Below are 26,540 nucleotides of genomic sequence, written 5' to 3'. Positions count from 1 at the left end.
GCCTCCTCAGCGGCCGCTCTGACCGCCGCCGAGGGACCGGGCACGTAGCTCCTCGTTTTCTGAGGCCCAGGTTCTGAGGGCCACCACGAGCTCGTCCAGGAAGTCATCCACCTCATCCTGGGCGTACCCGGGCCGCATCCTCGTCGGATTGAACTTCTGCTTGACGACGTCTTCGGCAGTGATGATCGGGGCGGCATCAGGAACAGCGCCTCTCCCGGGCGCCGCCGGTTGCCGCTGCAGGCTGTTGTTTTCATCTTCCAGGCGACGCAGTTCGGCAGCTGCCTTCGCCAGCAGATCATCCACCTGCGTCATCTCGTAGCCTTCCTGGAACCTGGCGGCGGTGAAACGCTTGGTCTCCACGTTATTCGCGGTGAAGGCCCGCTTCCTCTGCAACTGATGCATGCCGTTGCTGTTGCTCTTGCCCGTCCTCGTCTTAAGCGTCAGAGCGATCAGCAGGACCACAACGATTGCTCCGGCGACGCCGATCCAGACGACAAAACCGCCGCTTTCTCCGCTGCCCTGGTCCAGTGCTGAGATGATTCCGTAAGGCATGAGACCCAACTTCCCCCGAAGTGGCGCCCTTGCGGCGCCTGTCGCGGTCCATCCTCGCACCGCCATACACAAAAATGCCGCCGCGGCAGGCCAGAAGGCCCGCCGCGGCGGCATCTACGGTGTTGCTGCAGGAACTAGAAGTCCCAGTCCTCGTCTTCCGTGTTCACGGCCTTGCCGATCACGTAGGAGGATCCGGAGCCGGAGAAGAAGTCGTGGTTCTCATCGGCGTTCGGGGACAGGGCGGAGAGGATCGCCGGGTTCACGTCGGTGACGGTGCTCGGGAACATCGCCTCGTAGCCCAGGTTCATCAGCGCCTTGTTGGCGTTGTAGTGCAGGAACTTCTTGACGTCCTCGGCCAGGCCCACGCCGTCGTACAGCGAGTGCGTGTACTGCACCTCGTTCTCGTACAGCTCGAACAGCAGCTCGTACGTGTAGTCCTTGATCTCCTGGCGGCGCTCCTCGGACACGGTTTCCAGTCCGCGCTGGAACTTGTAGCCGATGTAGTAGCCGTGAACGGCCTCGTCGCGGATGATCAGGCGGATCAGGTCGGCCGTGTTCGTCAGCTTGGCCCGCGAGGACCAGTACATCGGCAGGTAGAAACCGGAGTAGAAGAGGAACGACTCGAGCAGGGTGGAGGCCACCTTGCGCTTGAGCGGATCGTCGCCGCGGTAGTACTCGGTGACGATCTGCGCCTTCTTCTGCAGGTTCTCGTTCTCAACCGACCAGCGGAACGCCTCGTCGATCTCTTTGGTGGAGCACAGGGTGGAGAAGATCGAGGAGTAGCTCTTGGCGTGCACCGACTCCATGAAGGCGATGTTGGTGTACACGGCCTCCTCATGCGGAGTGATCGCGTCCGGGATCAGCGACACGGCTCCCACCGTGGCCTGCACGGTGTCGAGCAGGGTCAGGCCGGTGAACACGCGCATGGTGAGCTGCTGCTCCTCCGGGGTGAGCGTGTTCCACGACTGAACGTCGTTGGACAGCGGCACCTTCTCCGGCAGCCAGAAATTGTTCACCAGGCGGTTCCAGACCTCGACGTCCTTGTCGTCCTGGATCCGGTTCCAGTTGATCGCCTGCACGTGGTCGATCAGCTTGAGCTTCTCGGTCATTGTCTTCCTTGTCTAAATTTCAGATACGTCGGGGCAGGAGGCGGAGCGTTACAGCATGCAGCTGACGCAGCCCTCAACCTCGGTGCCCTCAAGCGCGAGCTGGCGCAGGCGGATGTAGTAGATCGTCTTGATGCCCTTGCGCCAGGCGTAGATCTGCGCCTTGTTGATGTCGCGGGTGGTGGCGGTGTCCTTGAAGAACAGCGTCAGCGACAGGCCCTGGTCCACGTGCTGCGTGGCCTCGGCGTAGGTGTCGATGATCTTCTCGTAGCCGATCTCGTACGCGTCCTGGTAGTACTCCAGGTTGTCGTTCGTCAGGTACGGCGCCGGGTAGTAGACGCGGCCGATCTTGCCTTCCTTGCGGATCTCGATCTTCGACGCCACCGGGTGGATCGACGAGGTCGAGTTGTTGATGTAGGAGATCGAACCGGTCGGCGGGACGGCCTGCAGGTTCTGGTTGTAGATGCCGTGCTCCATCACCGACGCCTTCAGCGCCTCCCAGTCGGCCTGAGTGGGGATGTGCACGCCCTCGAACAGCTCGCGGACCCGCTGGGTCTTGGGCGCCCACTCACGCTGGGTGTACTTGTCGAAGTACTCCCCCGAGGCGTACTTGGAGCGCTCGAAGCCGGCGAACTTCCGGCCGGTCTCAATCGCCAGCAGGTTCGAGGCCCGCACGGCGTGGTAGGCGACCGTGTAGAAGTAGATGTTCGTGAAGTCCAGGCCCTCTTCGGAGCCGTAGTGCACCCGTTCACGGGCCAGGTAGCCGTGCAGGTTCATCTGGCCCAGGCCGATCGCGTGCGACTGGTCGTTGCCCTTGGCGATGGAGGGCACCGAGGCGATGTGGCTCATGTCCGAGACGGCGGTGAGCGCACGGATGGCGGTCTCCACGCTGCGGCCGAAGTCCGGGGAATCCATCGTCTTGGCGATGTTCATGGAGCCCAGGTTGCAGGAGATGTCCTTGCCGGTCACGTCGTAGGAGAGGTCCTCCTGGTACGTGGTCGGCTCGGAGACCTGCAGGATCTCGGAGCACAGGTTGGACATGATGATCTTGCCGTCGATCGGGTTGGCCCGGTTCACCGTGTCCTCGAACATGATGTACGGGTAGCCGGACTCGAACTGGATCTCGGCGAGGGTCTGGAAGAACTCGCGGGCCCGGATCTTGGTCTTCTTGATCCGCGCGTCGTCGACCATCTCGTAGTACTTCTCGGTGACCGAGATGTCGGAGAACGGCATGCCGTAGACCTTCTCGACGTCGTACGGGGAGAACAGGTACATGTCCTCGTCGCGCTTGGCCAGTTCGAAGGTGATATCCGGAACCACGACGCCGAGGGAGAGGGTCTTGATGCGGATCTTCTCGTCGGCGTTCTCGCGCTTGGTGTCGAGGAAGCGGTTGATGTCCGGGTGGTGCGCGTGCAGGTACACCGCGCCGGCACCCTGGCGGGCACCCAGCTGGTTGGCGTAGGAGAAGGAATCTTCGAGCAGCTTCATGATCGGGATGACGCCCGAGGACTGGTTCTCGATCTGCTTGATGGGCGCGCCCACCTCACGGATGTTGGTCAGCGCGAAGGCCACGCCGCCGCCGCGCTTGGACAGCTGCAGGGCGGAGTTGATGGAGCGGCCGATGGACTCCATGTTGTCTTCGATGCGCAGCAGGAAGCAGGAGACCAGCTCGCCGCGCTGCTTCTTGCCCGCGTTCAGGAAGGTGGGGGTGGCCGGCTGGAAGCGGCCGTCCATGATCTCGTCGACCATCTGCTGGGCCAGCTGCTCGTCGCCGCGGGCCAGGTGCAGGGCGACCATGCACACGCGGTCCTCGTAGCGCTCCAGGTACCGCTTGCCGTCGAAGGTCTTCAGCGTGTACGAGGTGTAGAACTTGAACGCGCCGAGGAAGGTCTCGAACCGGAACTTCTTCTTGTAGGCCCGGTTGTACAGGTCCTTGATGAACTCCATCGAGTACTGCTCGAGCGTCTCGGGCTCGTAGTACTGGTTGGCGACCAGGTACTCCAGCTTCTCCTCCAGGTCATGGAAGAAGACGGTGTTGTTGTTCACGTGCTGGAGGAAGTACTGGCGCGCAGCAGCGCGGTCGGCGTCGAACTGGATCTCCCCGTTCTTGCCGTAGAGGTTCAGCATCGCGTTGAGCTCGTGATAGCCCAGGCCCTTGTACTCCTCGGGCATTTCCTTGGAGTCCGTCACTGCTGCGACTGATGTGTCCAAAACTCTTCCAATCCTTCGTTGACCGTGGCGACGTCCTCGGACGTGCCCATAAGTTCAAATCGATACAGCACGGGGACCCTGCACTTTTGGGCGACGATGTCCGCCGCCAGGCAGTAGTTCTCCCCGAAGTTGGTGTTGCCCGCTCCAATGACCCCCCGCAGGAGCCTGCGGTTGGCCTCCACGTTGAGGAACTTGATGACCTGCTTCGGCACTGCTCCCTTGGCAGCGGCCCCGGGCTGCGCCGCCGTGCCGCCGTAGGTCGGCAGGACGAGGACGAAGGGGCGGGTGGCCAGGAGTGTGGGTGAAGCGGTGTGGAGCGGGATGCGGCCGGCGGGCCGGCCAAGTTTTTCCACGAACCGGCCGGTGTAGCCGGAAGCGGAGGTGAAGTAGACCAGGTCGGCGTCCGTCTCCGGATGCTCCGGCTGCGCCGGAGCGCCCGCCTCGGCGACGCGTTCCCTCAGGCCCAGGCTCATGGTGCTGCTCCTCGGTGCGGCCGCCGACGGCGGCGCTGGCTGGGTGCCGTCGTCCGCGGAACAGGCCCAGGGCCTGTTCCGCGCCGCGGCGGATGTCCGACCGTAGGCGGACGTTGCCTTGACCGAGCGGTCAGGCCACCGAGGTGACGGCGGACTCGGCCAGCTCGTTGATCTTGTCCGGGCGGAAGCCGGACCAGGAATCCGAATCGGTGATGACGACGGGGGCCTGCATGTAACCCAGCGCACGGACCCGCTCCAGGGCCTCGGCATCCTGGGACATGTCCACAACCTGGTAAGTGATGCCCTTCTTGTCGAGGGCGCGGTAGGTCGCGTTGCACTGGACGCACGCAGGCTTGGTGTAAACCGTGACGGTCATGGTTGGTTCTCCCCTGGGTCTTGCTCGAAGTCTGTCCACTGATCCTACATCCAGCCACTACATCTAGTGCGCAGCCACGCCCGCGACCCCAAGATGATGTATTACAAGTATGTCATTAGACACAGGCGTCGTCCACAGTTCATGCACAGGAGAGTGCCGCGGATTGACGCGTTTTTGGCTCGGTTCTCCACAGGCTGGGGAGAACCGGACGCACAGGTTTCCACTGCTCCGGAGCCCGGAAAACTGTCCGCGTGTCGCCCCGCCACGGCGTGTCGCTGCGCGGGGATACTGGGGCATGCCTATCCGCAGCGAGGTCCTGTTCATCGGCGGCCGGTCCGGCGTCGGCAAGAGTGCAGCGGCGTTCGAGCTTCACGCCCGGCTGAGCTCCCTGGGCATCGCCCACGCCGTGATCGAGGGCGACAACCTGGACCTCGCCTTTCCGCCGCCGTGGGAGCACAACCTCGCGGAGCGGAACCTGGCCGCCCTCTGGGCGAACTACCGCAGCCTGGGTTACCGCAGGCTGATCTACACCAATACGGTCAGCGTCCGCTTCACGGCGCAACTGGCCGCCGCCATGGGCGATGACCCGGTGGTCACCGCCGCCCTGCTGACCTCCTCCGACCGCACCGCGGTGGAACGGCTGCGGGCCCGGATCCAGGGCACCGACCTGCGCGAGCACCAGGACAGAAGCAGGTCAGCGGCCCTGAAACTGGAGGAGCTGACACCGAACCGTATTCCCCGGCTCGACACCGACGGCCGCAGCGTCCGCGAGGTCGCCGACATGCTCCTGGACCTGACCGGGTGGGCCACGGGCCCCGCTCCCGCGACCGCTCCCGACCATTCGACGTCGTCATTCCAGCCGCCGGCCGGCCGCCCCCGGTAGGCTGGCTGCCGTCAGGCGGCACAGTCCGCGGCCGTACCGAAAGGCTCCCGGTGCTCAACCCCGTCCATCTCAAGACCCTGCTGGAGGTCATCCGGGTCGGCTCCTTCGCCGGCGCCGCCGCACGGCTGGGCTACACGCCGTCGGCGGTGTCCCAGCAGATGTCCGCCCTGGAGCGCGAAACCGGCACCCGCCTGTTTGTCCGCACCGCCCGCACCGCCGTCGCCACCGAGGCCGCGGAGGTCATCGCCCGGCATGCCGCCAAGGTGCTGACGGACATGGACGCCCTGATGGCGGCCGCCGCACGCGCCGATGCCGCCGAAGCGCACGAGCTGCGCCTGGGCATCTTCCCGTCCCTGGCCACCTTCGCCCTCCCCCGGCTGCTCGGCACCCCGGAGTGGAAGGGCCTTGGCATCGACCTGCGCACCTTCGTCGCCGAACCCGCCCAGACCATCCACGGGCTGCGCGGCGGCGGTGAGCTGGACGTGGCCCTGATCTACCAGGTGGGCCAGAGCGGACTGGCCTGGCCGGCCACCATCAACCGGCAGTGGGTGGGCGACGACGATTTCCGGGTCGTGCTGCCGGCCTCCTGGGGCATCCGCCGCGGCGCCGAAGTCAGCCCGGAACAGCTCTCCGGCATGCCGTGGATCATGCATCATCCGGGCACTCCCGACGCCGTCGTGATTGAACGCCTGCTGGCCGGGTGCAACCTGCATCCGCGGATCAGCGCCTACTGCGACGACTTCAACGCCTCCCTGGCCATGGTGCGCGCCGGCGTCGGCGCCGCGCTGGTCCCGGAACTGGCGATGCTTGCCGAGCCGAAGGGAGCCGGCGCGCGCGACGGCGGCCCCGCCGCTGCCGGGCAGGGCGGGGCAGGTGCGCAGGAAGGCGTCGTCGTCATCGAGGTACCGGAAATCCGGCTGGCACGGAACATCTTCGCCCTGGTGCCGACCGACCGGGAAAATGCGCGGGTGCGGGTCTTCCTGGACCTGCTCGCCCGGGTGCTGAAGTCGGCGTCGATCACCCGCCGCAGCGCCTGAGGCGCATTTCACCCGAATCGACTACCGCACCCGGATCGGGCAATACTGGCCCGATGAGCACCGGTGAGATGACCGCCCCCAAGCGGGCCCTGCACGCCGTGACCAACCAGGTGACCGGGTTCCTCCGCTACACCCGGCTGCAGCTGGCGCTGAAGGCCACGGTCGCCGTCGGCATCGCCTGGACCATCGCCCCTCACGTCCCCGGTGTGGCCTCGCATTACCCGTACTATGCGCCGCTCGGTGCCCTGGTCAGCATGTATCCCACCGTCTCGGGCTCCTTCCGCACCGGGATGCAGACCCTGGCCGGGCTGGTGGTCGGCATGGCCCTGGCCCTGCTCGCACTGCTCTTCGGCACCCCCAACGTCTGGACCATCTCCCTGATCGTCGGCCTCGGCGTGCTGCTGGCCGGGCTGCCCCGGCTGGGCGCCGGGCGTGACTACCTGCCCGTCGCCGCGCTGTTCGTCCTGGTGCTCGGCGGCGACGATCCGAACGGCTACTCCTTCGGCTACGGGGTGCAGATGCTCGTCGGCGTCGCCGTGGGACTGACCGTCAACGCGGTCGTGTTCCCGCCGCTCCACCTGAACGGCGCGGTCAACGGGCTGGTGTCGCTGCGCAATTCCCTGGCCCGGCAGCTGCAGGACATGGGCGCGGCGCTGCGCGAGAGCTGGCCGCCGGAACACGAGGAATGGTCGCAGCGGGAGAACCAGCTCGACTCCCTTACCCGGGAAGTCCGTGAGGCGGTGGAGCTGGCGGACAGCAGCCGGCACGGCAACATCCGCAGCCGCAGGTACCGGCGGGATTTCGACGCCGACTACCGGGCGCTGCGGGCGATGGAACGGGCCACCCGCCATGTGAAGGACATGACCGAGGTGTTGACCGACGCCATCTGGCGCAGTCCCGGGGACGTGGCCGTTCCGGCGGCCCTGGCCGAACCGCTGGCCGACGCCGTCGAGGCCACCGCCGAGGCCGTGGAGGCATGGGACTCCGAGGGCGAGGTCCACGCCGCGGCCCGGCAGGCCGTCCTGGACCTGATCCGGCTGGTCAACACCTCCGCGTCGGCCGAGAACCCGGTGGATGCCACCGCCGCCATGGCGATGGACCTGCGCCGGATCCTGCGCATCATCTCCGCCGACGCCGACGGCTGAACGCCGCTACCCGGCGTCGGGCAGCAGCCCCAGTCCGGCGAGCTGACGGGACATGCCGGCGCCGTCGGCTGCGTAGATCCAGGGAATGCTGCTGGGCACCGCGTCCCGGTGCGACGTCGAGCGGCCGCCGGCCAGCACCGCCTCACCGGTGGAGAGCTGGCGAATGGCCACGGCCTGGACGTTCTCCGGGTAACGCTGCGCGAAGGCAGCGTAGATGGCCTCGTCATGCTGGCCGTCATCGCCGATCAGCAGCCACTTGATGTTGGGGAAGTCCTTGGCCAGGCGTTCGAGCTGGCTGCGCTTGTGGTCGGGGCCGCTGCGGAACCAGCGGTCCCGGGTGGGCCCCCAGTCGGTCAGCAGCAGCGGCCCGGCCGGGTACAGGTTCCGGGTGATGAAGCGGGTCAGCGTCGGAGCCACGTTCCAGGCCCCGGTGGAGAGGTAGATGACGGGGCCGGCGTGGGCCCTGGACAGCCGGTCGTACAGCACGGCCATCCCCGGGGTGGGCGTGCGGGCATGCTCGTCCAGGACGAACGTGTTCCATGCGGCCAGCATGGGCCGGGGCAGGGCGGTGACCATGATGGTGTCGTCAATGTCCGAGAGCACCCCGACGGTGGCGGCCGGGTCCACGATGTACACCGGCGAGACCATGGACTCACCGTCCTGGGAATGCAGCGTCACAGTGGTCCAGCCGGGCTCCAGCCGCGCCGGGAGGACGGCGTCCACGACGCCGCCGCGATCGGCCTGCACCTCGTGCCGCTCTCCGCCGACCTCCACGGTGACCACGGCGTTGTTTACCGGCGGGCTGATGAAGTTCCGCCAGCCGCGCCAGCCGTCCCGGATGGCCTTGGCGGCCCGGGACTGGTCCTCGCCGTCGAAGTAGCCGGGTTTGGCCAGGATCACCCGGCCCAGCACCCGGACCCAGTCCGTGGAGCCGTACCCGGTGAAGGCCAGCACGGTCTGGACCTCGCCGCGGCGGCGGGCGCGGTCCACCCGCAGGCTGTGCAGCGTGTCTTCGAGGTACATGCCGAAGTGGCCGCCCTGCCTGGCGGCGGCGGGGTCGGCGGCGGGCGGGGTGTCCGTGGAATCAGCCATGGGTCCAGTCTGTCAGATACGGTTTTCCGGTCCCCTTAACGCGGTTCGCCGCCCACCTTGGCAGGGGACGGCGAACCGGAGGTTCCGGCGGGTGCGCGGCGGCTCAGCGCCCGTAGGCGGATGCTGCCGGGCAGTCGAAAGGGTCGCGGGCCGCGAGGCCCACCCGGTTCAGGTAGCGGACCACGATGCCGTAGGAGCGCATCAGCGTGGTCTCGGTGTACTTGATGTCGTGCTCGGCGCAGTGCGCCTTGACGATCTGGCTGGCCCGGCGCAGATGCGGGCGCGGCATGGACGGGAACAGGTGGTGTTCCACCTGGTAGTTCAGCCCGCCCAGGAGGGTTTTCATGCCCCGGCCGACGATGTTGCGGCTGGTCAGCACCTGGCGGGACAGGAAGTCCACCTTCACGTCCTTGGCAATGATCGGCATGCCCTTGTGGTTCGGGGCGAAGGAGGCGCCCATGTAGATACCGAACACGGCCAGCTGCACGCCGATGAACGCGAAGGCCATTCCCACGGGCAGGAAGTAGAACACCGCGCCGAGGTAGAGCCCCAGGCGCAGGGCGATCACCGAGAGCTCCCGGAAGCGGCCCTTAACTGTGTGGCGGGTGAAGAGGTACTTGATGGAGGTCGCGTGCAGGTTCAGGCCCTCCAGGGTCAGCAGCGGAAAGAACAGCCACCCCTGCCGGCGGGTGAACCAGGCACCGAAGCCGCGGCGGCCGGCCGCGTGCTCCTCCTGGAAGGAGATGGTGTCCATGTCGATGTCCGGATCCTTGCCCACCGTGTTCGGGTTGGCGTGGTGCCGGGTGTGCTTGTTCATCCACCACTGGTAGCTGATGCCGACCACGGCGTTGGCCAGGAAGCGGCCCGCGCGGTCATTGGCCGGCCCGGACTCGAACACCTGGCGGTGCGATGCCTCGTGGGCGATAAAAGCGGCCTGGGTCAGCAGGATGCCGAGCGCGGCGGCGATCAGCAGCTGGAACCAGCTCTCCCCCAGCAGCACGAATCCGGTGCCGGCCGCGGCGATGGCGGCGAGCAGCAGCACGGACACGGTGATGTAGAAACCGGGGCGCTTTTTCAGCAGGCCCTCATCGCGAACCGTCTTCAGCAGCTTGGAGTAGCTATTGACAACGGAGTTTTCACGGATGGCGGGCAGTCCCTCCCGGCGCGTGCGCTGGGTACGGGTGGATGCAGTTAGGGTCATTCGGCCTTCTTGTTCTTTGCGACTTCCCAGCCGAGATAACGGGCACCTACTGCCCTGCAGATGTCCCCAGCGTAACCCGGATTCCTGTTCCTGTCGTGCGTGGGCCTGCCCACGGTATAACCTTGACGGCCGTCCTGGGCGGGCCGGAGCATGGCACCAGACGCGGCTGCACCGTGCCGCCGACCACGGCGGGAGTGCCATGCAGCGCATCCTTTCCATCGACGGCGGAGGCATCCGCGGCGTCCTTCCGGCCACCTGGCTGATGCGGTTGGAGGAACTCACCGGCAGGCGGACGGCGGAGCTGTTCGACCTGGTCGTCGGGACCTCCACCGGCGGCATCCTGGCCCTGGGACTCACCTGCCCGCAGGAGGACGGCCGCAGCGCCCCGGCGGCACAGCTGCGTCGGATGTACACGGATCACGGCCGGGAGATCTTTCCGGGTTTTCCGTCCGGGCAGCCGGCCCTGTCCGCGCAGGGCCACCCGGAGCCGAAGTACCCCTCAGCGCCGTTGGAGCGCTACCTGCAGTCCTTTTTCGGGCTCACCCGGCTGTCGGAGGCCCTGCGGCCTGCCGCCGTCGTGACGTGCGACCTGCCGACCGCCGAGCCGCTGCTGTTCACCGGCGGCGGGCTGGACCAGTCCGAACTCGGCGACGCGCCGATGACCACCGCCGCCCTGGCGACCTCTTCCTTTCCCAGCTACTTTGCCCCCGTACCCTTCCGGGACCCGGCCGGGCGGGATCGCAGCTTGGTGGACGGCGGCGTCGTCGCCCGCGATCCGGCGTTCGTGGGCCTCAGTTATGCCGTCGCCGGGGTGCGCCGCTCCTGCGCCGCCACCGCCGTGGATGCCGCAGGAGTGGCCGGCCGAATGCCCGGGCACGGCCCGCAACCCGCGGAGGCGGACAGCGACGACGGCGTGCTCCTGGTCTCCCTCGGCACCGGAACCTCCTCCGGCGGCCTGTCGCTGGAGCCGGAGGCAGCCGCGGAGCTGGTACACACCCAGCCGAGGCTCCAGCTTCTGCTGCCAGCCCTGAGGGCGCTCTACGGCGGCCCCGGGGAACTGATGCGCCGGCAGCTGGGGATCGCCCTGGGCGAACGCTATGTGCGGGTGCAGGCCCAGCTGCCGCCCCACGTCGACGCCGCGCTCGACGACGCCCGCCCGGAAAACCTGCGCGGGCTGCTGGACACGGCCGAACAGATGGTGCAGGACGGGGAGGCCGAGCTGCAGCGGCTCGCAGCCCTGCTGACACCGCCACGGCGCTGAGACCAGCGCTGCCGCCCGGCCGCGGATGCCGGGTGCCGGATGCCCCGGCACCGGCTCCCGGACGCCCGCGTGCCGCCTGCACCGTCCCCGCGCGGCCCGCTACGATCCCGGCAGGTGAAAGGAGAACCGGCATGAGCCACACCGCTGACCTGCCCTCCCTCGGAAGCGCCCTGGATCTCAGCCCGGCGCCGGCCGACGCCACGCAGCCGTGGCGGAATCCGGCCGGTTACTGGACGGAGCTGGCCCGGGCCACCGCCCACTTGCCGGCGCCGGTGGGCGTCCTGAGTCTGCCGGCGCTGCGCTGGAACGCCGCCGACCTGCTCCGCCGGGCGGATGGCGTGCCGCTGCGCGTGGCCAGCAAGTCGCTGCGGGTGCGCGGGGTCATAGACGCACTGCTCGCCCTGCCGGGCTTCCACGGCATCCTGGCCTTCACCCTCGCCGAGGCGCTCTGGCTGGCACGCACCTGCACCGACGTCGTCGTCGGCTACCCCAGCACGGACCGCGCCGCGCTGGCGCGGCTGGCCTCGGACGCCCAGCTGGCCTCACGGGTGACGCTGATGGTGGACGACGAGGCCCAGCTGGACCTCATCGATTCCCTGGTGCCGTCTGCCCGGCGGCCCGCGCTGCGGATCTGCCTGGATGCCGACGCCTCGTGGCGGTCCCCGCTGCTCGGGTTCATCGGAACCCGCCGCTCCCCCGTCCACGCCACGGCCGACGCCGTCCGCCTGGCCCGTCGCATCATCGCCCGGCCCGGCTTCCGGCTGGTCGGACTGATGATGTACGAGGGCCAGGTCGCCGGCGTCGGCGACGCGGTTCCGGGATCCGCAGCGATGAACCTGTTGATGCGGCAGGTGCAGCGCCGCTCCATGGACGAGCTGCGCGGGCGTCGGGCGGAGATCGCGAGGCAGCTGCGCGGGCTCACCGACCTGGAGTTCGTCAACGGCGGCGGCACCGGGTCGGTGGAAGCCACCGGCGCCGACCCGTCGGTCACCGAGATCACCGTCGGCTCCGGCATCTTCGCCGGACACCTGTTCGACACCTACCGCGCGTTTGCGCCTGCGCCCGCGGCTGCGATCGGCTTCGACGTGGTCCGGCGGCCTGCCCCACGGATCGCCACCGTGCTGGGCGGCGGCTGGATCGCCTCCGGTCCGCCCGGAAGCAGCCGGGTGCCGCAGGTGGCCTGGCCGCGCGGGCTGCGGCTGCTGCCGCGGGAGGGCGCGGGCGAAGTCCAGACGCCGTTGTCCGGGCGGGCGGCCGCCGGTCTCGCCGTCGGCGACCGGGTCTGGCTGCGCCACGCAAAGAGCGGCGAGCCGGCCGAGCGGCTCAACGAGTTCCACGTGGTGGAGAACGGCCGTGTCACGGCCGTCCTGCCCACCTACCGCGGCGAGGGAAAGGCCTTCCTGTGACCCCGGACAGTCACCGGACGCCGCCGGTTCCCGCGGCGGCCGGCGCCCGCACCGCCCGGCGTCCCGGGACGTGGCGCAACTGGGCACGAACGGTGGCGGTGACGCCGGAACAGGTGCTGCGGCCGGGCAGCCGGAGCGAGCTGCAGCGCGCCGTCGCCTCCGCCGCCGCGGCCGGGCGCAGGATCAAGGCGGTGGGCGCCGGACACAGCTTCAACGGCATCGCCGCGGCGCCCGGGGTGCGGCTGGACCTGGACCGGCTGCAGGGGCTGGTACGCGTGGACGCGGACCGGGGCCGGGCCACCCTGCACGCGGGCACGCGGCTGCACCGGATTCCCGCGCTGCTGGCACCTTACGGCCTGGCGATGCCCAACCTGGGCGACATTGACCGGCAGTCCATAGCGGGAGCGGTGTCGACCGGAACGCACGGGACCGGTGCGGTCTTCGGCGGCCTGGCTGCCCAGGTTTGCGGCGTGACCCTGGTCCAGCCCGACGGCGGCCTGCTCACCGTGGGCGGGGATGACCCCCTGCTGCCGGCGGTCGCCCTGGGCCTGGGCGCCCTCGGCATCATCGCCGATGTGACGCTGCAGTGCGTCCCGGCGTTCCTGCTGCGGGCCGAGGAACGGTCCGAAACGCTCGCCGCGGTGCTGGCCGATCTGCCGGACCGGGTGAAGTCCGCGGACCACTTTGAGTTCTACTGGTTTCCGCACACCGACCGGGCGGCCACCAAGACCAACACCCGGCTGCCGGTGTCCGCCCCGCGCCGGCCGCTGCCTCCGCTGCGGGGCTGGGTGGACGATTCGCTGCTCGCCAACGGCCTCTTCCGTGCCACCTGCGCTGCCGGCCTCGCCCTGCCGGCGGCGGTACCGGCCGTGAACCGGGCGGCGGCGGGCCTGCTCGGCGGCCGGGAGTATACGGACGCCTCCTGGCGGGTGTTTACGCAGCGGCGGACGGTCCGCTTCCAGGAGATGGAGTACGCGGTGCCCGCCGAGCTGCTGCCGGCCGCGTTCGAAGCCCTTCGGACACTGATCGCCGAACGCCGCTGGCGCATTTCGTTCCCCGTCGAGGTGCGCTGGGCCGCGTCTGACGACCGTTGGCTGTCGACCGCGTACGGACAGGACACCGGGTATCTTGCCGTGCACCGGTACTGGCGGGAGGATCCCGCCGACTACTTCGCGGCGGTGGAGGAGATGATGCTGGCGCACGGCGGGCGGCCGCACTGGGGCAAGCTGCATTCCCTGGACAGCACGGCCCTGGCGCAGCGGTATCCGCGGTTCGGGGACTTCCAGGCGCTGCGGAACCGTCTGGATCCGGACCGGGTCTTCAGCAACGGCTATCTCGACAGGGTGCTCGGTCCCTAGCCCCCCGCAGGCAGGGGGAACTCGGCTACCCTGATTGCTGAACGCTCATTCACCTACTCCCCGGAGGTATCGGTGCCTGCACCAGCCACAGGCCAGCGGCTGCTGGATTCGGCCACGGAGGCCTTCGCGGCCAAGGGGTTCCATGGAACCACCACCCGGGATATCGCCACCGCCGCCGGCGTGACTCCCGGCGCAGTGTACGTGCACCACAGCTCCAAGGAAGAACTGCTCTACACCATCTCCCGCGAAGGTCACGAACGGACCCTCGAGCTGGTGCGGGCCAGCGCCGCCGCCGACACCGACCCCGTGGAGCAGATCCGCTCCATGGTGCGCGACCTGGTCGAGTGGCAGGCCGTCAACCGGACCAAGTCCTCGGTGGTGAACTTCGAGCTCGCCGCCCTCTCCGACGATCATCGCCGGGAGGTCCTCGAGTTCCGTCGCGCGGTCGACGCCGAGTTCCGCGCCGTCGTTGAGCGGGGCCGGCAGCAGGGACGCTTCGCCGTCGAGGACACTGCGCTGGCCACCCTGGCGCTGCTTTCGCTCTGCATTGACGTGGCCCGATGGTTCCAGGGCGGCGGCCGGCTCAGCGCCGCGGAGATCGGCAGGCACCACAGCACCCTCGCGCTGCGCATGCTGGGCGTCGACGGCGCGTAGTCAGCCGCCCGCCCGCGTAGCCTGTCGGCGCCCTCGCGCCGTCGGTGCGCCGCCGGCGTCACGCCTTCCCCGGTTTCTCCTGCTTCTCCCTGTTTCCCGGTCCGTCCCGGCGGGATAGTGGTGAGGACGCACTGCCCGAGGAAACGAGGCGCATCATGACAGGACCGACCACCCTGCTGTCCGGTATCGGCATGGGCGAGTCCGCACGCTGGCACGGCGGCGAACTGTGGTTCGCGGACTGGCGGGCCGGCACCATTTCGGCCCTGGACGCCGTCGGGAACCTCCGCCGCGTAACGGCCGTGCCGTCCTTTCCGATCAGCTTCGACTGGCTGCCCGACGGGAGGATGGCCGTCGTCTCCGGCAGCGACGCGCACGTGCTCATTGAGCTGCCGCACGCCGGCCTGCTGCCGCTGGCCGACCTGACGCCCATCTCCGAGCACCCCTGGAACGAGATCGCCGTCCACCCGGGCGGCAACATCTATGTCAACGGCATCGGGCACGACTACGCCGGCGAACCCGAGCACAACGGGGTCATCGCCCTGGTCCGTCCCGACGGGTCGACGCAGCAGGTGGCGCAGGGACTCGCCTTTCCCAACGGAATGCTGGTCTCCGCCGACGGCTCCACGCTGGTGGTGGCGGAGTCCTACGCCGGGCGGCTCACGTCCTTCGCGATCGCCTCGGACGGCACACTGAGCCCGGCCGGGGCCTGGGCCGTGCTGGAGAGCAGCGCGCCCGACGGCATCTGCTGGGACGGAAGCGGCGGCATCTGGTTCGCCGAGGTGCCCGGCGAGCGCTGCGTGCGGATCGAGCAGGGCGGGCGGGTACTGGAGACGGTGCAGCTGGAGCAAGGCTGCTTTTCCTGCGCCGTCGGCGGCGAGGACGGCGCCGTGCTGTTCATGACCACGGCGCAGTGGCCCGACGTGCTGGATCCTGCGGCGGAGAACACCGGACGGGTGCTCGGCCTGCGGGTGGACTGACGGACTGACCGTCCCTGGCTCCGGGGCAGAGGACCGGAACCAGGCTGGGGCCCGACGATCCGCCGGGCCCCGGCCGGCCGGCGTCAGGCGAAGGCGGAGAGCCCGGTGATGTGCCGGCCCAGGATCAGTGACTGCATGGAATCGGTTCCCTCGTAGGTGTAGACGACCTCCATGTCGGTCAGGTGCCGGGCCACGTGGTTTTCCAGCAGCAGCCCGTTGCCGCCCATGATGTCGCGGGCTTCGGAACAGATCCAGCGGCCCTGGCGGGCGGCGAACATCTTCGCCATGGACGCCATGGGTGAGGTGAGGTTCCCCTGCTCGGCGAGGTCGTTGAGCCGGAAGCAGGTGAGCTTGATCGCCGTCAGCTGCGCCAGCATGTTCGCCAGCTTGTTCTGCACCAGCTGGAAGCCGGCGATCGGGGCGCCGAACTGGGTGCGCTGCTTGGCGTAGGCCACGGCCAGCTCGTAGGCGGCCTGGGCGTGGCCCAGCGCCTCCCACGCCACTCCCCCGCGGGTGGAGGTCAGCACGGTGTTGACGTCCTTGAAGCTGTTGCTGTTCTCGAGCCGGTTCCCGGCCGGAATGCGCAGGTCCTCAATCACGATGTCCGGCTGCAGCACCGCACGCTTGCCCATCTTGCCGGTGATCACCGTGGGCGAGAACCCCGCGGGGTGGCTGCCGTCCGCTTCCTTTTCCATGACGAAGCCTTTGACCGCGCCGTCGGCCTCGTCCCGGGCGAAGATGATGACGACGTCGGCGAAGCTGGAGTTGCCGATCCAGCGTTTGCGGCCGTTGAGGACATACTCGTCCCCGTCCCGTCGGGCGGTCGTCTCCAGTGATACGGAGTCGGAGCCGTGGTCCGGCTCGGTGAGGGCGAAGGCCCCGATTTTCTCCAGCCGCGCCATGGCCGGCAGCCATCGCTGCTTCTGCTCGTCGCTGCCGAGCATGTCAATGCTGCCCATGGCCAGGCCGGAGTGGACGCCGAAGAACGTGTAGATGGACCCGTCTCCACGGGCCAGCTCTGCTGCGGTCACCGCCGTTGCCACCCGGCTCAGGCCGGGGCAGCCGTAACCGCTGATGGTCCCGCCGGTGATGTTCAGGGCCGCGAGCTTAGGCACCAGTTCGGCGGGGAACTCGGCCCGCTCCCAATAGCCGTTGATCACCGGCAGCAGCTCGTGGTCCACGAAGGCCCGCACCCTGGCCTGAAGCGCCCGGGTCTCGTCATCGAGCAGGTCATCGAGCAGGTAGAGGTCGGAGTCGACGTCGCCCGCGGCGGCGGGGTCGAAGACTGGGCGGGCGGTCTGGGTGACGGTCATCGAGGGCTCCTGCCGACTGAGGTAACTGATCGCTTAGTTAGTATGACGACCGTCACATCGCGGGTCAAGGACCGGTCCGGAGGCGTTGGGTTGTCTTCCCATCCGCGGCCCCGCCCGGCACCGAAGCGGCACTGAAGACGCAGAAGGCGGGGCCCGGGAAAACCCGGGCCCCGCCGTCCTGCCGTCCGACGCGTCGCCGTCATGGCCGCGTCCGGCGGCTGAAGCTAGTGCGCGAGGGCACCCTCGGGCAGCTCATTGGCGGGCCGGCGCACCAGGAACGATGCGGCCAGGGCCAGCAGCGAGACGACGGCGCCCCAGAAGAACGCCGTATGCACACCGTCGGCGGCCGCGCTGACGGCATCGGCACCGCTGTTCACCGCCGCCGTCGTACCGGCGGTCATCAGGGTGATGAAGACAGCCGTGCCGGCGGCGCCGGCCAGCTGCTGCAGCGTGTTCAGGATGGCGCTGCCGTGCGAGTACAGGGAGCGGTCCAGCGAGCCGAGCGCCGAGGTGAACAGCGGCGTGAAGATGAATCCAAGTCCGGAGTTCAGCACGCAGTGCAGGGCGATGACCAGGCCGACGGGGCTCTCCTGGTCCAGCAGGGTCATCCCCCACAGCGCGGCGCTGAGCAGCAGCGCGCCCGGGACGACCAGCGGGCGGGGACCGAACCGGTCGAACAGGCCGCCGACGATCGGCGACAGGATCGCCATGACGACCCCTCCGGGGAGCAGGAGCAGGCCGGTGTTCAGCGTGCTCAGGCCGAGGACGTTCTGCAGGTAGAGCGGGAGGACGATCAACGAGCCGAAGAGCGCCATCATGCTGATCAGCACCATGAGGATGGCCACCACGAAGGGCCGGCTGGCAAAGGTGCGCAGGTCCATCAGGGCCCGGTCGTCGCGCTGCAGCACCAGCTGGCGGACGACGAAAGCGGCAAGCGCGGCAGCGCCGACCGACAGCGGGATCCACAGCGGCATCGGGGCCTCGCCCGCGGCGGCCTCGCCGATGCTGCTCAACCCGAAGATCAACCCGCCGAAGGCGAACGTGGACAGCACGATCGAGAGGATGTCGAAGGGCACCCGCTGGGTGTCGGTCAGGTTCTGCACCTTCAGGGCCCCGAGGACGAGGGAGGCCAGCGCGATCGGGAGCACCAGCCAGAACATCCAGCGCCAGTCCAGCACGTTCAGGATCAGCCCGGAGACAGTGGGACCGATGGCCGGCGCCACGGCGATGACGATGGAGATGGTGCCCATGATGCGGCCGCGTTTGTGTGCCGGCACGGTGTTGAGCACGGTGGTCATCAGCAGCGGAATCATGATGGCGGTGCCGCTGGCCTGGATGATCCGGCCCGCCAGCAGCGTCTCGAAGCCCGGCGCCAGGGCGGCGAGCAGGGTGCCCGTGCTGAACAGGGACATCGCTGCGATGAACAGCGCGCGCATGGTGAAGCGCTGCAGCAGGAAGCCGGTGGCCGGGATCACCACGGCCATGGTCAGCATGAACCCGGTCGTGAGCCACTGGGCAGTTGCGGCGGTGATCTGAAGGTCGGCCATCAGCCGCGGCAGCGCCACGCTCATGATGGTCTCGTTCAGGATCACCACGAAGGAGGAGACCAGCAGCAGGCCGATGACGGTCTTGGTGCGGGCGTCCATCGTGTCCGGCGCGGGGGCCGGGGCCGGCGCCGGCGCCGCGGCTCCGGGCACGGGAGAAGCGACGGGATGTGTATCGGTACTCAAAGGGGGAACTGTCCTTCTCGGGGTCGAAATTGGCGGGCGGGCGCCGGCTGCGCGGCGGGACCGTCGTGACGGCTCAGGGACCGTTCCGGCCCAGGCTCCTCAACCGTAACGCGGGCACCTGCCGGTTTCATTCCTCGGCTCTACAGGTGTGCACGCTCACAGCGGCGTACTGCCGGGGCGTGTCCTGCCACGTTTCTCCCCGCACGGGCGCGCCGCCCGGCCTAGGATGGGGCACAACCGACCCGAAGGAGTGCCGTGAGCTCAGTGCCTGCCCGTGAGGTGCCGGCGGATCCGCCGACGAACCCGTGGTGGGGTTTCGCCCCGTTCGCGGCCGCCTCCGCGGTCCACGTCACGGCCCGCTTCGTGGAAGCCGACGACGTCGCCGGCCCCACCAAGCTGGTGCTGATGCCGCTGCTGGCCGGCGCGGCGCTCTGGACCCTGCGCGGGCGGAAGGTCGACGGCGCGTCGGTGCTGCTGCTCGGCGCCCTCACCTTCTCCTGGATCGGCGACGGCGCCGGGGCCTTCTTCCCGCAGGTGCCGGAGGTGCCGGTGATGATCGCCGCCTTCGGTGTCGCCCATCTCTGCTGGATCCGCCTGCTGTTCAAACACGCAGCCCCGGGGCCGTTTCCGGGCTGGGCGCTGGTGTTTCCGGTCTGGTGGGCGGGCATGCTTGCGGCGCTGTGGCCCTCGCTGGGCTCCCTGACCGCTGCGGTGGCCCTCTACGGCCTGGTGCTGGGCGGCACGGCGGCGACGGCGGCCCGCTGCGGGCCGCTGGTCGCCGTCGGCGGGCTGCTCTTCCTGGCATCGGACACCGTGCTGGCCTTCCGCATCTTCACCCCCGGGGCGATGCCGGCCTGGACCAGCGCGCTGGTGATGCTGACCTACTGCGCTGGACAGGGCCTGATCGTTGCCGGTTACCTCCGCCGACGGGCACTGCAGCGAACGGACGCGGCGGCGGACCCCGCCGCGCCCCGGCGCCGCGGGCTTCTCGCCCGGCTGCGCCGTCCCGCCGCCGCATCCTGAGCTTCGCTGCTAGTACTGCAGCAGTTCCCGCATGCTGCCGGCGCCCATGATCCGGGCATCGGCAGCGCGGCACCTGGCGGCCAGCTCCCGGTCGCTGGTGGCCACCGTGACGCTGCGCCCGTGCGCGGCCAGTTCGACGGCGGCTGCCAGGATCGCCTCGTCACCGGCGGCCTCCGCCCGTCGGACGGTGAGGCCGGGAGCGTCGGGAACACCGGCCGCGCTGCGGGCCCTGCCTTCCAGCACGACGGTCACCTCCGGGAACCAGGTATCCTCCGGCAGGCCCAAAGCGTCCGCCGGTACGCCCTGCGCGCTGAGCGCCGCTGCCGCCTCCAGCAGCCGCTGTGCAGCCGCAGCGCGGTCCTTCCACCAGCCGTCCGGCACCGAACCGACAATATTGGCCGCGTCGACGACGACGGCGGGCCGCACTCCCAGCAGCCGGCGCAGTTTCTCCCACGAGGACGCGAAGCCGGGATGCAGCGGCAGGCCGGCAACGTCGTCGGGCGCCACCCAGGCGAGCTCCCGGCTTTCCGGGTCGCTGATCACCGGCTCAAAGGATTCAGTCACGTCGGCCACCACGGTGGCATAGGACCAGACGCCCAGGTCCAGGACGCTCATCAGGCGGGGCCGTACCGCAGCGGAGGGCACACCGGCTTCCTCCGCTGACTCGCGCAGGGCGGCGTCGAGGGCTGTTTCATTTTCGTGGCGCGCGCCGCCGGGCAGCGCCCAGGTGTCACCGTGATGGCTCCACGAGACGCGGTGCTGCAGCAGCACGCCCCGGTCAGGGTCCAGGGCCAGCAGCCCCGCCGCCCCGAACCGGCCCCAGTAGCGTTCCCCGTCCGGAGCCGTGACCCACGCATCGCCGGGATTGCGGGGACCAAAGGGACGGCGCGGCTCACCGGGTGCAGGGGGCTCAATCCTCATGGCCCCAGCCTGCCATAACCGAACCCGGCCGGCCGCAGCTCAGGCCGGCTGCCCGGCGAGGTCCTTCGCGGCCGCATATCCGAAGGTCAGTCCCTGGCCGATGGTGGCGCCGGGGCCGGGGTAGACCCGGCCGAACGCATTGCCGGCGGCGTTGCCGATGGCGTACAGCCCGGGGATCACGGATCCGTCCGCCCGCAGGGCCCGCGCGCTTGCATCAGCGCGGATCCCGCCGCAGGTGCCGAGGTCTCCAGGCACCACCTGCACGGCGTAGTACGGCCCGGAATCGATCGGCCCGAGGCACGGGTTGGGGGTGACGGTCGGGTCGCCGTAGTAGCGGTCGTAGGCGCTGTCGCCGCGGCCGAAGTCGTCGTCCCGCCCGGAGCCGGCCAGCAGGTTGAACCGCTCCACGGTCGCCGGCAGATCCGCCATGCCCAGGGACGACGCCAGTTTCTCCAGCGTGGATTCCTGCTTGGCGATGCCTGCGTCGTACCAGGCCCTGGGCAGCGGCTGGCGGGGAAACAGCCCGGCGCCGAACAGGTACCGGTTGCGGTAGCGCTGGTCGAAGATCATCCAGGCCGGAATGTGCGGATCCTCCGCGCTGTGCCTGCCGGTGATGATCTGCCCGGCGCTCATGTAGTTGACCGCTTCGTTCATGAACCGGCGGCCGCGGCCGTTGACGATGATCTGGCCCGGCAGTGACCGTTCCGCCAGCAGCGCGCCCGGCTGCGGACCCGGCACCGGGACCGCCGGAAACCACCACGCGGCATCCATGAAGGCCAGGTCGGCGCCGTGGCTTTCTGCGATGGCGACGACGTCTCCCGTGTTGGATTCGGCGCCGAAGCTCCAGGAGCCGTCCACCGACGGTGACTGGTACTTGCCCCGCATCTCGGCATTGCGGTCGAAGCCGCCGGTGGAGAGGATGACGCCGCGCCGCGCTCCGACGGTGACGTTTTCGCCGTCCCGCCGGACGACGACGCCGGCCACCCTCCCGTCCTCGAGCACCAGGTCGGAGAGCGGCGTCTTGGTCCAGATGGCCACGCCGGCCGCGCGCAGCCCGGCGAGCAGCCCCGCGGCGAGGGCCTGGCCGCCGGCCAGGTACTCCCGGCCCAGGGCCATTCCGCCCACGCCGAGGCCCATCAGCCGGGCACCCGTCACCACGCCCTTGGGCGTGCGTGCCACGAGGTTGAGCCATTTGTAGCCCGAGCCGGTGATCGGCATCGGGAACGGCGCCGTCAGTATGGGACGGCGCAGCAGGGCACGGTCCTCCCCCAGGACCTTCGCGTCAAAGGGCTTGGGTTCGCAGGCCCTCCCGGTCGCCGAGCCTCCGGGCAGTTCCGGAAAGTAGTCGGCGTACTCCTTCATGAACTGGAACTTCAACGGTGTGGCCCGGCGCAGCAGATCGACGGCTTCCGGCCCGAGGTCGATATGCGTCTGCCACCGCTCATCCTCGACCTCACCCCGGGTCGCGGCCCGGAGATAGGTGCGGATCCGCTCCGGGTCATCCTGCTGTCCGTTGTCGCGGAGGATGCTGTTGCCGGGTATCCAGAACCCTCCGCCGGACAGCGAGGTGGAGCCGCCCACGTGCGCGGATTTCTCGACGACCAGGACGCTCATTCCCCGGTTTGCGGCCGCCAGGGCCGCGAACATTCCCGTTCCCGCTCCGACCACGATGACATCGACGTCTTCCATGACGTTCCCCCACTCCGATTGCAGGCTGCGGACGGCCGTCTCCGGTTCAGCGTCTTCGCAGCGCCGCGCGGCGGGTCCGATGCGACAGGAGTATGTCAGACGGACGGGCGGACGGACAGGAAAAAGGACAAGAAAAAAGAGAGGCCCGCAAATGCGGGCCTCTCTTTCCGATGTGGAGGTAAGGGGATTCGAACCCCTGACCTTCTGCATGCCATGCAGACGCGCTACCAACTGCGCCATACCCCCGGAGTGGAGCTGAGGGGACTCGAACCCCTGACCCCCTGCATGCCATGCAGGTGCGCTACCAGCTGCGCCACAGCCCCTGAAAAGTACCGTTTGACCGGCCTCCGGTGTGTTGTTTTCTTCGCCCTCCGGCGAAGCAACTCCTCTACTATAGTACAGCCGCCCGGCCGGTGCAAAATCGAACTACAGCAGTGCAATTCGGGCGGCTGCGCGGTCCCGCTACGTCTCCTGCGGGGCTGCCGGAGCCTGCAGCGGGAGGTCCTCGGGGCCGAAGTTGTGCCGGGCGAGCTGCCAGCGCGGTCCGCCTCCGGCGGGGTCGCGCTCATCCAGCAGGCTCCAGTGGGCGTTGGAGACCCCGCCGATCACGGCCCAGGAGTTCTCGGGCAGCTCCAGCAGGGCGCAGATGCCGGCTCGGATGGCCCCGCCGTGGCTGGCCACCACCAGCAGCCCGCCCTCGGGGACACGCTGCAGGGCCTCCCCCACAGCTTCGGCCACCCGCCGGCCGACCTCGACCCGGGTCTCCCCTCCGCCTGCCCGGGCGTCGCTCGCTCCCGCAGACCAGCGGGCCAGCGCCTCGCCGTCGTCGGCCGTGATGTCGGCAAAGCTCATGCCCTGCCAGCGCCCGGCCATCGTTTCGCGCAGCCTGGCGTCCAGGTCGACGTCGAGTCCGGCCGCCCTGCCCAGCGCCAGGGCCGTGTCCCGGGCGCGGGCCAGGTCGGAGGAGATGACGACGGCGGGCCGCAGCAGGCGCAGCCGCCGGGCGGCCGCCTCGGCCTGGGCCCGCCCGACGGTGTCCAGCGGAATGTCCAGCTGCCCCTGGAACCGGCCGGCACGGTTCCATTCAGTGCGGCCGTGTCGCCAGAAGAGTACCCGGCGGCCCGTGTTCGCCGGGTCCCAGGGTGAGCGGGAGGACAACCCCGCCCTTACGAGTCAGCCGACGCTGCGGGCTGTTCCAGCTGCAGGTCGAGAACGGGGCAGTCCTTCCAGAGGCGGTCCAGGGCGTAGAAGACCCGGTCCTCCTCGTGCTGCACGTGGACCACGACGTTGGCGTAGTCCAGCAGGACCCAGCGCCCCTCGGAGCGGCCCTCGCGGCGGACCGGCTTCAGCCCGGTCTTGGCGAGTTCCTCTTCCACGGCGTCGACAATGGCGTTGACCTGCCGCTCGTTCGACGCGGAGGCGATCAGGAAGACGTCGGTGATGGCAAGCCGGTCGCTGACGTCAATCGCGATGATGTCGTCGGCCAGCTTGGAGGCCGCGGCGGCGGCAGCCGTCCGGGCGGTCTCGATGGATGTTTCGGTGGCGCTCACATGTCTCCTAGGGTTGCGTCAGCTGCCGAAGCCGCCGACGATCAGCAAAATGCTGGTGACGAGGGCTGCGAACCCTGCACCGGCAAGGCCGAAGGATACCCAGCGCATCCTCCGGGTACGGCCGAGTCCGGCCGTCATGACGTCAAGCGGATCCAGACCGAAGGCGCTGCGCGCTCCGATCGGATGGGCGCCCTGGTCGGGGTCAAGCGGGGCATTCACCAGCGCGTCGGCCCTGGCAAGGATGCGGGCGTGGCGCGCCTCGGCGGCGGCGTCGGCGGCGGCATCCTTCCCGGCGGCCCGCGGCTGGGACCGCCGGTCCTGGCTGCGTGCCGGCTGTTTGGCCGGGGCCTGCTGCTGCCGGTCGGTGACGATCGGGACGTGGGCCGTCGGCGGACGCTTCATCACGGGGCGGTCCATGCCCGGCACCCGGACGAACTCCAGCGGGGTGACCATCGCCAGGTTGTGCGCGGTGGTCGGGTCGTTCGTCTGCGGCCGGCGCTGCTGGTTTTCCTCGGAAAGACGCTGGATGTTCTGCGTTCGCTTGTTCAGCACCGCAGCCCGCTCGGCCAGCGCCTTCTGCTGGGCGAGCAGTTCGAGGTCCACCGAGTAGGGGTCCTCCTTCCGCATCGCCTCCATCATCGCCACCTGGTTGCGGGCCTGGCCCTCCAGCGCCTGGCGCGCTGCCAGGGCCTGTTCCACGCTCATGTTGGCGACGTCGGCGTTTGGATCCTCGTCCGCCCCGGCGGCGGGTGCCGCCCCGGCAGCGGGTGCACCGGGGGCAGCGGACTTGTCCGCAGCGCCGGCAGTGGGCCCGGACGGTGCGTCGCCGCGCTTCGGCGCGTCGGCGTCCGCGGGAACGCCGGGTCGGGCCGCGGGCTTCGGCGCGTCGGCGTCCGCGGGAACGGCTCCGGCGGACGGTGCTTTCGGCCGTTCGGCAGCGGCGCCGGCGGACGGGCCGTCAGCGGCCAGGCCGGCCTCCGCCAGGCGGCGGGCACGGCGGCTGGGTGCAGCCTTCGCCGGTCCGTCCTGGGCTGCCTTGGTGCTGCCGGGGGCGGCCTTCGGGGAGGCCTCGGCGGCGTCGCCGGGTCCGCCCGCGGCCCGGGGGCTGCGGGTCGGGGCCTTCGAGGCGGGAGCTTTGGCAGCGGGCGCGGCTGTCCCGCTGTCCTGGGCCTTCCGGGGGCTGCGGGCCTGCTCCTTCGGGGCGGGCTCCTTCACTGCCGGCGCGGCTTCGGGACCGGAGGAACCTTCAGCGGGGGTACCGGCGACGGTTCCGGCGGTACGGCGCCGGCCGGGAGCCGATGCCGTCTGCTGGTCCTGCGGAGTCTGCCGGTCCTGCGGAATCTGCCGGTCCTGCGACGCCTCCTGGGCCGCGCGCTGCTGCTGCAGCCGAAGCTGTCGGCGCGTGGGCGGCGCGGCGGACTCCGCGGCCTGCTTCGGCTGGTTCTCGGTAAGCGCCTTGTAGGCCCTCAGGGCCTCGCGGTCCCTGGCGCGCTGCTGGGATTCCCGCTCCGGGGCGGGCCTGCCAGCGTCCGCCGGTACGTCAGCCGCCCGACGGCTTCGCCGTGGTGCGTCTACGGACTCTGGACCGTTAGTCATTTCCTACCCATCCGCTATCTGTCGCTTGGAGCTGCTGGTTGGCTGTGTCGCTGGCGGCTGCACGCGGGGCCGGATCCGGATCCGGCGCATACAGCCGGTGCTTGGCAATGTACTGCACGACGCCGTCGGGCACGAGGTACCAGACCGGCTGGCCGGCGGCGACGCGCTGCCTGCAGTCGGTGGAGGAGATCGCCATGGCGGGGACCTCCAGCAGGCTTACATCCTCGCGGCCCATGTTCTGCAGCTCATGGCCCGGACGGGTCACTCCCACGAAGTGGGCCAGGGACCACAGCTCGCCGATGTCCTTCCAGGACAGGATCTGCGCCATCGCGTCCGCCCCGGTGATGAAGTACAGCTCGGCGTCCGGCCGGGCCTGCCGCAGGTCCCGAAGCGTGTCGATGGTGTACGTCGGTCCGGGCCGGTCGATGTCGACCCGGCTTACGGTGAAGCGGGGGTTCGACGCCGTGGCCACGACCGTCATCAGGTAACGGTGTTCAGCGGGGCTGACCACCTGGTCCGACTTGTGCCACGGCTCGCCGGTGGGCACGAAGACCACCTCGTCCAGGTCGAACTCCGCCGCCACCTCGCTGGCGGCCACCAGGTGGCCGTGGTGGATCGGGTCGAAGGTCCCGCCCATCACGCCCAGGCGGAACGGCCGGGACCGGCCGTCCGCGCCGTCGCGCCTGGCATCCATATGGAAAACTGTTCCTGCTTTATCCACCGCGGCCGGTGTCAGCCTTCGATGCCCTGGCCGTGGTCATGCTTGTTGGGGAACTGGCGCTGCGGATCCACATGCTCCGCCGTGGCCTCGTGGCGGTGGCCCAGGCTGGTGAACATGACCGTGGCGAGCATCAGGACGAGGAAGAGCCCGAAGATGATGGCGCCGTAGGCGTATGCGGACATGGGCAGCTCAACGTGCGCCTCGGAGTGCTCTGCCGCGGTGAGGGCGGCGCTGGAAAGCTGGATCAGCATGGATCTCCCCTTGA

General features: G+C 69.5%; 25 protein-coding genes and 2 tRNA genes. 9 read left to right on the top strand and 18 right to left on the bottom strand.

What is annotated here, in order from left to right; translation table 11 throughout:
* Positions 1-6: 6 nt before the first annotated feature.
* The 5 genes from AC5RUW_RS05015 to nrdH form a co-directional block, all read right to left on the bottom strand.
* Positions 7-552 (bottom strand): DivIVA domain-containing protein, encoded by a 546-nt coding sequence (locus AC5RUW_RS05015; RefSeq protein WP_494159688.1) that lies wholly within the window; start codon positions 550-552, stop codon positions 7-9.
* 134 nt (positions 553-686) lie between these two features.
* Positions 687-1,661: a class 1b ribonucleoside-diphosphate reductase subunit beta gene (gene nrdF, locus AC5RUW_RS05010; protein WP_494159687.1), complete on the bottom strand. Its 975-nt coding sequence runs from the start codon at positions 1,659-1,661 to the stop codon at positions 687-689.
* Positions 1,662-1,709: 48 nt separating this feature from the next.
* Positions 1,710-3,830, bottom strand: a complete 2,121-nt coding sequence (gene nrdE / locus AC5RUW_RS05005) for a class 1b ribonucleoside-diphosphate reductase subunit alpha (protein WP_494160193.1) — start codon at positions 3,828-3,830, stop codon at positions 1,710-1,712.
* 14 nt (positions 3,831-3,844) lie between these two features.
* A complete protein-coding gene (nrdI, locus tag AC5RUW_RS05000; protein ID WP_494159686.1) occupies positions 3,845-4,342 on the bottom strand; it encodes a class Ib ribonucleoside-diphosphate reductase assembly flavoprotein NrdI in 498 nt (165 codons plus the stop codon).
* Between the two features lie 130 nt (positions 4,343-4,472).
* Positions 4,473-4,718, bottom strand: a complete 246-nt coding sequence (nrdH, locus tag AC5RUW_RS04995) for a glutaredoxin-like protein NrdH (protein WP_494007201.1) — start codon at positions 4,716-4,718, stop codon at positions 4,473-4,475.
* A gap of 295 nt (positions 4,719-5,013) precedes the next feature.
* Between nrdH and AC5RUW_RS04990 the strand changes: the two genes are divergently transcribed.
* The 3 genes from AC5RUW_RS04990 to AC5RUW_RS04980 are packed head-to-tail and all read left to right on the top strand — an operon-like array spanning position 5,014 to position 7,783.
* A complete protein-coding gene (locus AC5RUW_RS04990; protein WP_494159685.1) occupies positions 5,014-5,601 on the top strand; it encodes an ATPase in 588 nt (195 codons plus the stop codon).
* Positions 5,602-5,651: 50 nt separating this feature from the next.
* Positions 5,652-6,638: a LysR family transcriptional regulator gene (locus AC5RUW_RS04985; RefSeq protein WP_494159684.1), complete on the top strand. Its 987-nt coding sequence runs from the start codon at positions 5,652-5,654 to the stop codon at positions 6,636-6,638.
* A 53-nt stretch (positions 6,639-6,691) separates the two neighbouring features.
* Entirely contained in the window at positions 6,692-7,783 is a 1,092-nt protein-coding gene (locus AC5RUW_RS04980) for an FUSC family protein (RefSeq protein WP_494159683.1), read from the top strand.
* Positions 7,784-7,789: 6 nt separating this feature from the next.
* Here the strand turns inward: AC5RUW_RS04980 and AC5RUW_RS04975 are convergent, their stop codons facing one another.
* Together AC5RUW_RS04975 and AC5RUW_RS04970 are read right to left on the bottom strand one after the other, a co-directional pair.
* Complete coding sequence (locus AC5RUW_RS04975; protein WP_494159682.1) at positions 7,790-8,875, bottom strand: App1 family protein phosphatidate phosphatase; 1,086 nt, start codon at positions 8,873-8,875, stop codon at positions 7,790-7,792.
* A 103-nt stretch (positions 8,876-8,978) separates the two neighbouring features.
* The gene (locus tag AC5RUW_RS04970) at positions 8,979-10,076 is read right to left on the bottom strand and encodes a fatty acid desaturase family protein (RefSeq protein WP_494159681.1); all 1,098 of its coding nucleotides are present in this window, start codon (positions 10,074-10,076) and stop codon (positions 8,979-8,981) included.
* A 199-nt stretch (positions 10,077-10,275) separates the two neighbouring features.
* Here AC5RUW_RS04970 and AC5RUW_RS04965 point away from each other — a divergent pair, with 199 nt between their 5' ends.
* The 5 genes from AC5RUW_RS04965 (at position 10,276) to AC5RUW_RS04945 (ending at position 15,732) form a co-directional block, all read left to right on the top strand.
* Positions 10,276-11,337, top strand: coding sequence for a patatin-like phospholipase family protein (locus tag AC5RUW_RS04965; protein WP_494159680.1), 1,062 nt, complete (start codon positions 10,276-10,278; stop codon positions 11,335-11,337).
* 131 nt (positions 11,338-11,468) lie between these two features.
* Entirely contained in the window at positions 11,469-12,743 is a 1,275-nt protein-coding gene (locus AC5RUW_RS04960; protein ID WP_494159679.1) for a type III PLP-dependent enzyme domain-containing protein, read from the top strand.
* Positions 12,740-14,101 carry a D-arabinono-1,4-lactone oxidase gene (locus AC5RUW_RS04955; RefSeq protein WP_494159678.1) on the top strand — a complete coding sequence of 454 codons (1,362 nt, stop codon included), beginning with the start codon at positions 12,740-12,742 and terminating at the stop codon, positions 14,099-14,101. Before AC5RUW_RS04960 ends, AC5RUW_RS04955 begins: the two co-directional genes overlap by 4 nt.
* A 72-nt stretch (positions 14,102-14,173) precedes the next feature.
* A complete protein-coding gene (locus tag AC5RUW_RS04950) occupies positions 14,174-14,755 on the top strand; it encodes a TetR/AcrR family transcriptional regulator (protein WP_494159677.1) in 582 nt (193 codons plus the stop codon).
* Between the two features lie 155 nt (positions 14,756-14,910).
* The gene (locus tag AC5RUW_RS04945; protein ID WP_494159676.1) at positions 14,911-15,732 is read left to right on the top strand and encodes an SMP-30/gluconolactonase/LRE family protein; all 822 of its coding nucleotides are present in this window, start codon (positions 14,911-14,913) and stop codon (positions 15,730-15,732) included.
* Between the two features lie 83 nt (positions 15,733-15,815).
* Here the strand turns inward: AC5RUW_RS04945 and AC5RUW_RS04940 are convergent, their stop codons facing one another.
* Together AC5RUW_RS04940 and AC5RUW_RS04935 are read right to left on the bottom strand one after the other, a co-directional pair.
* Positions 15,816-17,045, bottom strand: a complete 1,230-nt coding sequence (locus AC5RUW_RS04940) for an acyl-CoA dehydrogenase family protein (RefSeq protein ID WP_494159675.1) — start codon at positions 17,043-17,045, stop codon at positions 15,816-15,818.
* A 224-nt stretch (positions 17,046-17,269) separates the two neighbouring features.
* Positions 17,270-18,691 (bottom strand): MDR family MFS transporter, encoded by a 1,422-nt coding sequence (locus tag AC5RUW_RS04935; RefSeq protein WP_494160192.1) that lies wholly within the window; start codon positions 18,689-18,691, stop codon positions 17,270-17,272.
* A gap of 339 nt (positions 18,692-19,030) precedes the next feature.
* Here AC5RUW_RS04935 and AC5RUW_RS04930 point away from each other — a divergent pair, with 339 nt between their 5' ends.
* Positions 19,031-19,798, top strand: coding sequence for a lysoplasmalogenase (locus AC5RUW_RS04930; RefSeq protein ID WP_494159674.1), 768 nt, complete (start codon positions 19,031-19,033; stop codon positions 19,796-19,798).
* A 9-nt stretch (positions 19,799-19,807) separates the two neighbouring features.
* Here the strand turns inward: AC5RUW_RS04930 and AC5RUW_RS04925 are convergent, their stop codons facing one another.
* The 9 genes from AC5RUW_RS04925 to AC5RUW_RS04885 form a co-directional block, all read right to left on the bottom strand.
* Positions 19,808-20,719, bottom strand: coding sequence for an NUDIX domain-containing protein (locus AC5RUW_RS04925; protein WP_494159673.1), 912 nt, complete (start codon positions 20,717-20,719; stop codon positions 19,808-19,810).
* A 39-nt stretch (positions 20,720-20,758) separates the two neighbouring features.
* Positions 20,759-22,408, bottom strand: coding sequence for an FAD-dependent oxidoreductase (locus AC5RUW_RS04920; RefSeq protein ID WP_494159672.1), 1,650 nt, complete (start codon positions 22,406-22,408; stop codon positions 20,759-20,761).
* A gap of 173 nt (positions 22,409-22,581) precedes the next feature.
* A tRNA-Ala gene (locus tag AC5RUW_RS04915) sits at positions 22,582-22,654 on the bottom strand.
* 4 nt (positions 22,655-22,658) lie between these two features.
* Positions 22,659-22,731, bottom strand: a tRNA-Ala gene (locus tag AC5RUW_RS04910).
* A 139-nt stretch (positions 22,732-22,870) separates the two neighbouring features.
* Entirely contained in the window at positions 22,871-23,566 is a 696-nt protein-coding gene (locus tag AC5RUW_RS04905; protein ID WP_494159671.1) for a histidine phosphatase family protein, read from the bottom strand.
* An 8-nt stretch (positions 23,567-23,574) separates the two neighbouring features.
* The gene (gene rsfS / locus AC5RUW_RS04900) at positions 23,575-23,958 is read right to left on the bottom strand and encodes a ribosome silencing factor (protein WP_494007216.1); all 384 of its coding nucleotides are present in this window, start codon (positions 23,956-23,958) and stop codon (positions 23,575-23,577) included.
* Positions 23,959-23,976: 18 nt separating this feature from the next.
* Positions 23,977-25,554, bottom strand: a complete 1,578-nt coding sequence (locus AC5RUW_RS04895; RefSeq protein ID WP_494159670.1) for a hypothetical protein — start codon at positions 25,552-25,554, stop codon at positions 23,977-23,979.
* Positions 25,547-26,248 (bottom strand): nicotinate-nucleotide adenylyltransferase, encoded by a 702-nt coding sequence (nadD, locus tag AC5RUW_RS04890; protein WP_494007218.1) that lies wholly within the window; start codon positions 26,246-26,248, stop codon positions 25,547-25,549. The genes AC5RUW_RS04895 and nadD overlap by 8 nt, the downstream gene beginning before the upstream one ends.
* 38 nt (positions 26,249-26,286) lie before the next feature.
* Entirely contained in the window at positions 26,287-26,526 is a 240-nt protein-coding gene (locus AC5RUW_RS04885) for a hypothetical protein (protein WP_494159669.1), read from the bottom strand.
* Positions 26,527-26,540: the final 14 nt, after the last annotated feature.

This window comes from Arthrobacter sp. Y3222053, from assembly GCF_059092805.1.
The sequence above is the reverse complement of the archived record's forward strand: the minus strand, read 5'-3'. Positions and strand labels throughout refer to the sequence as shown.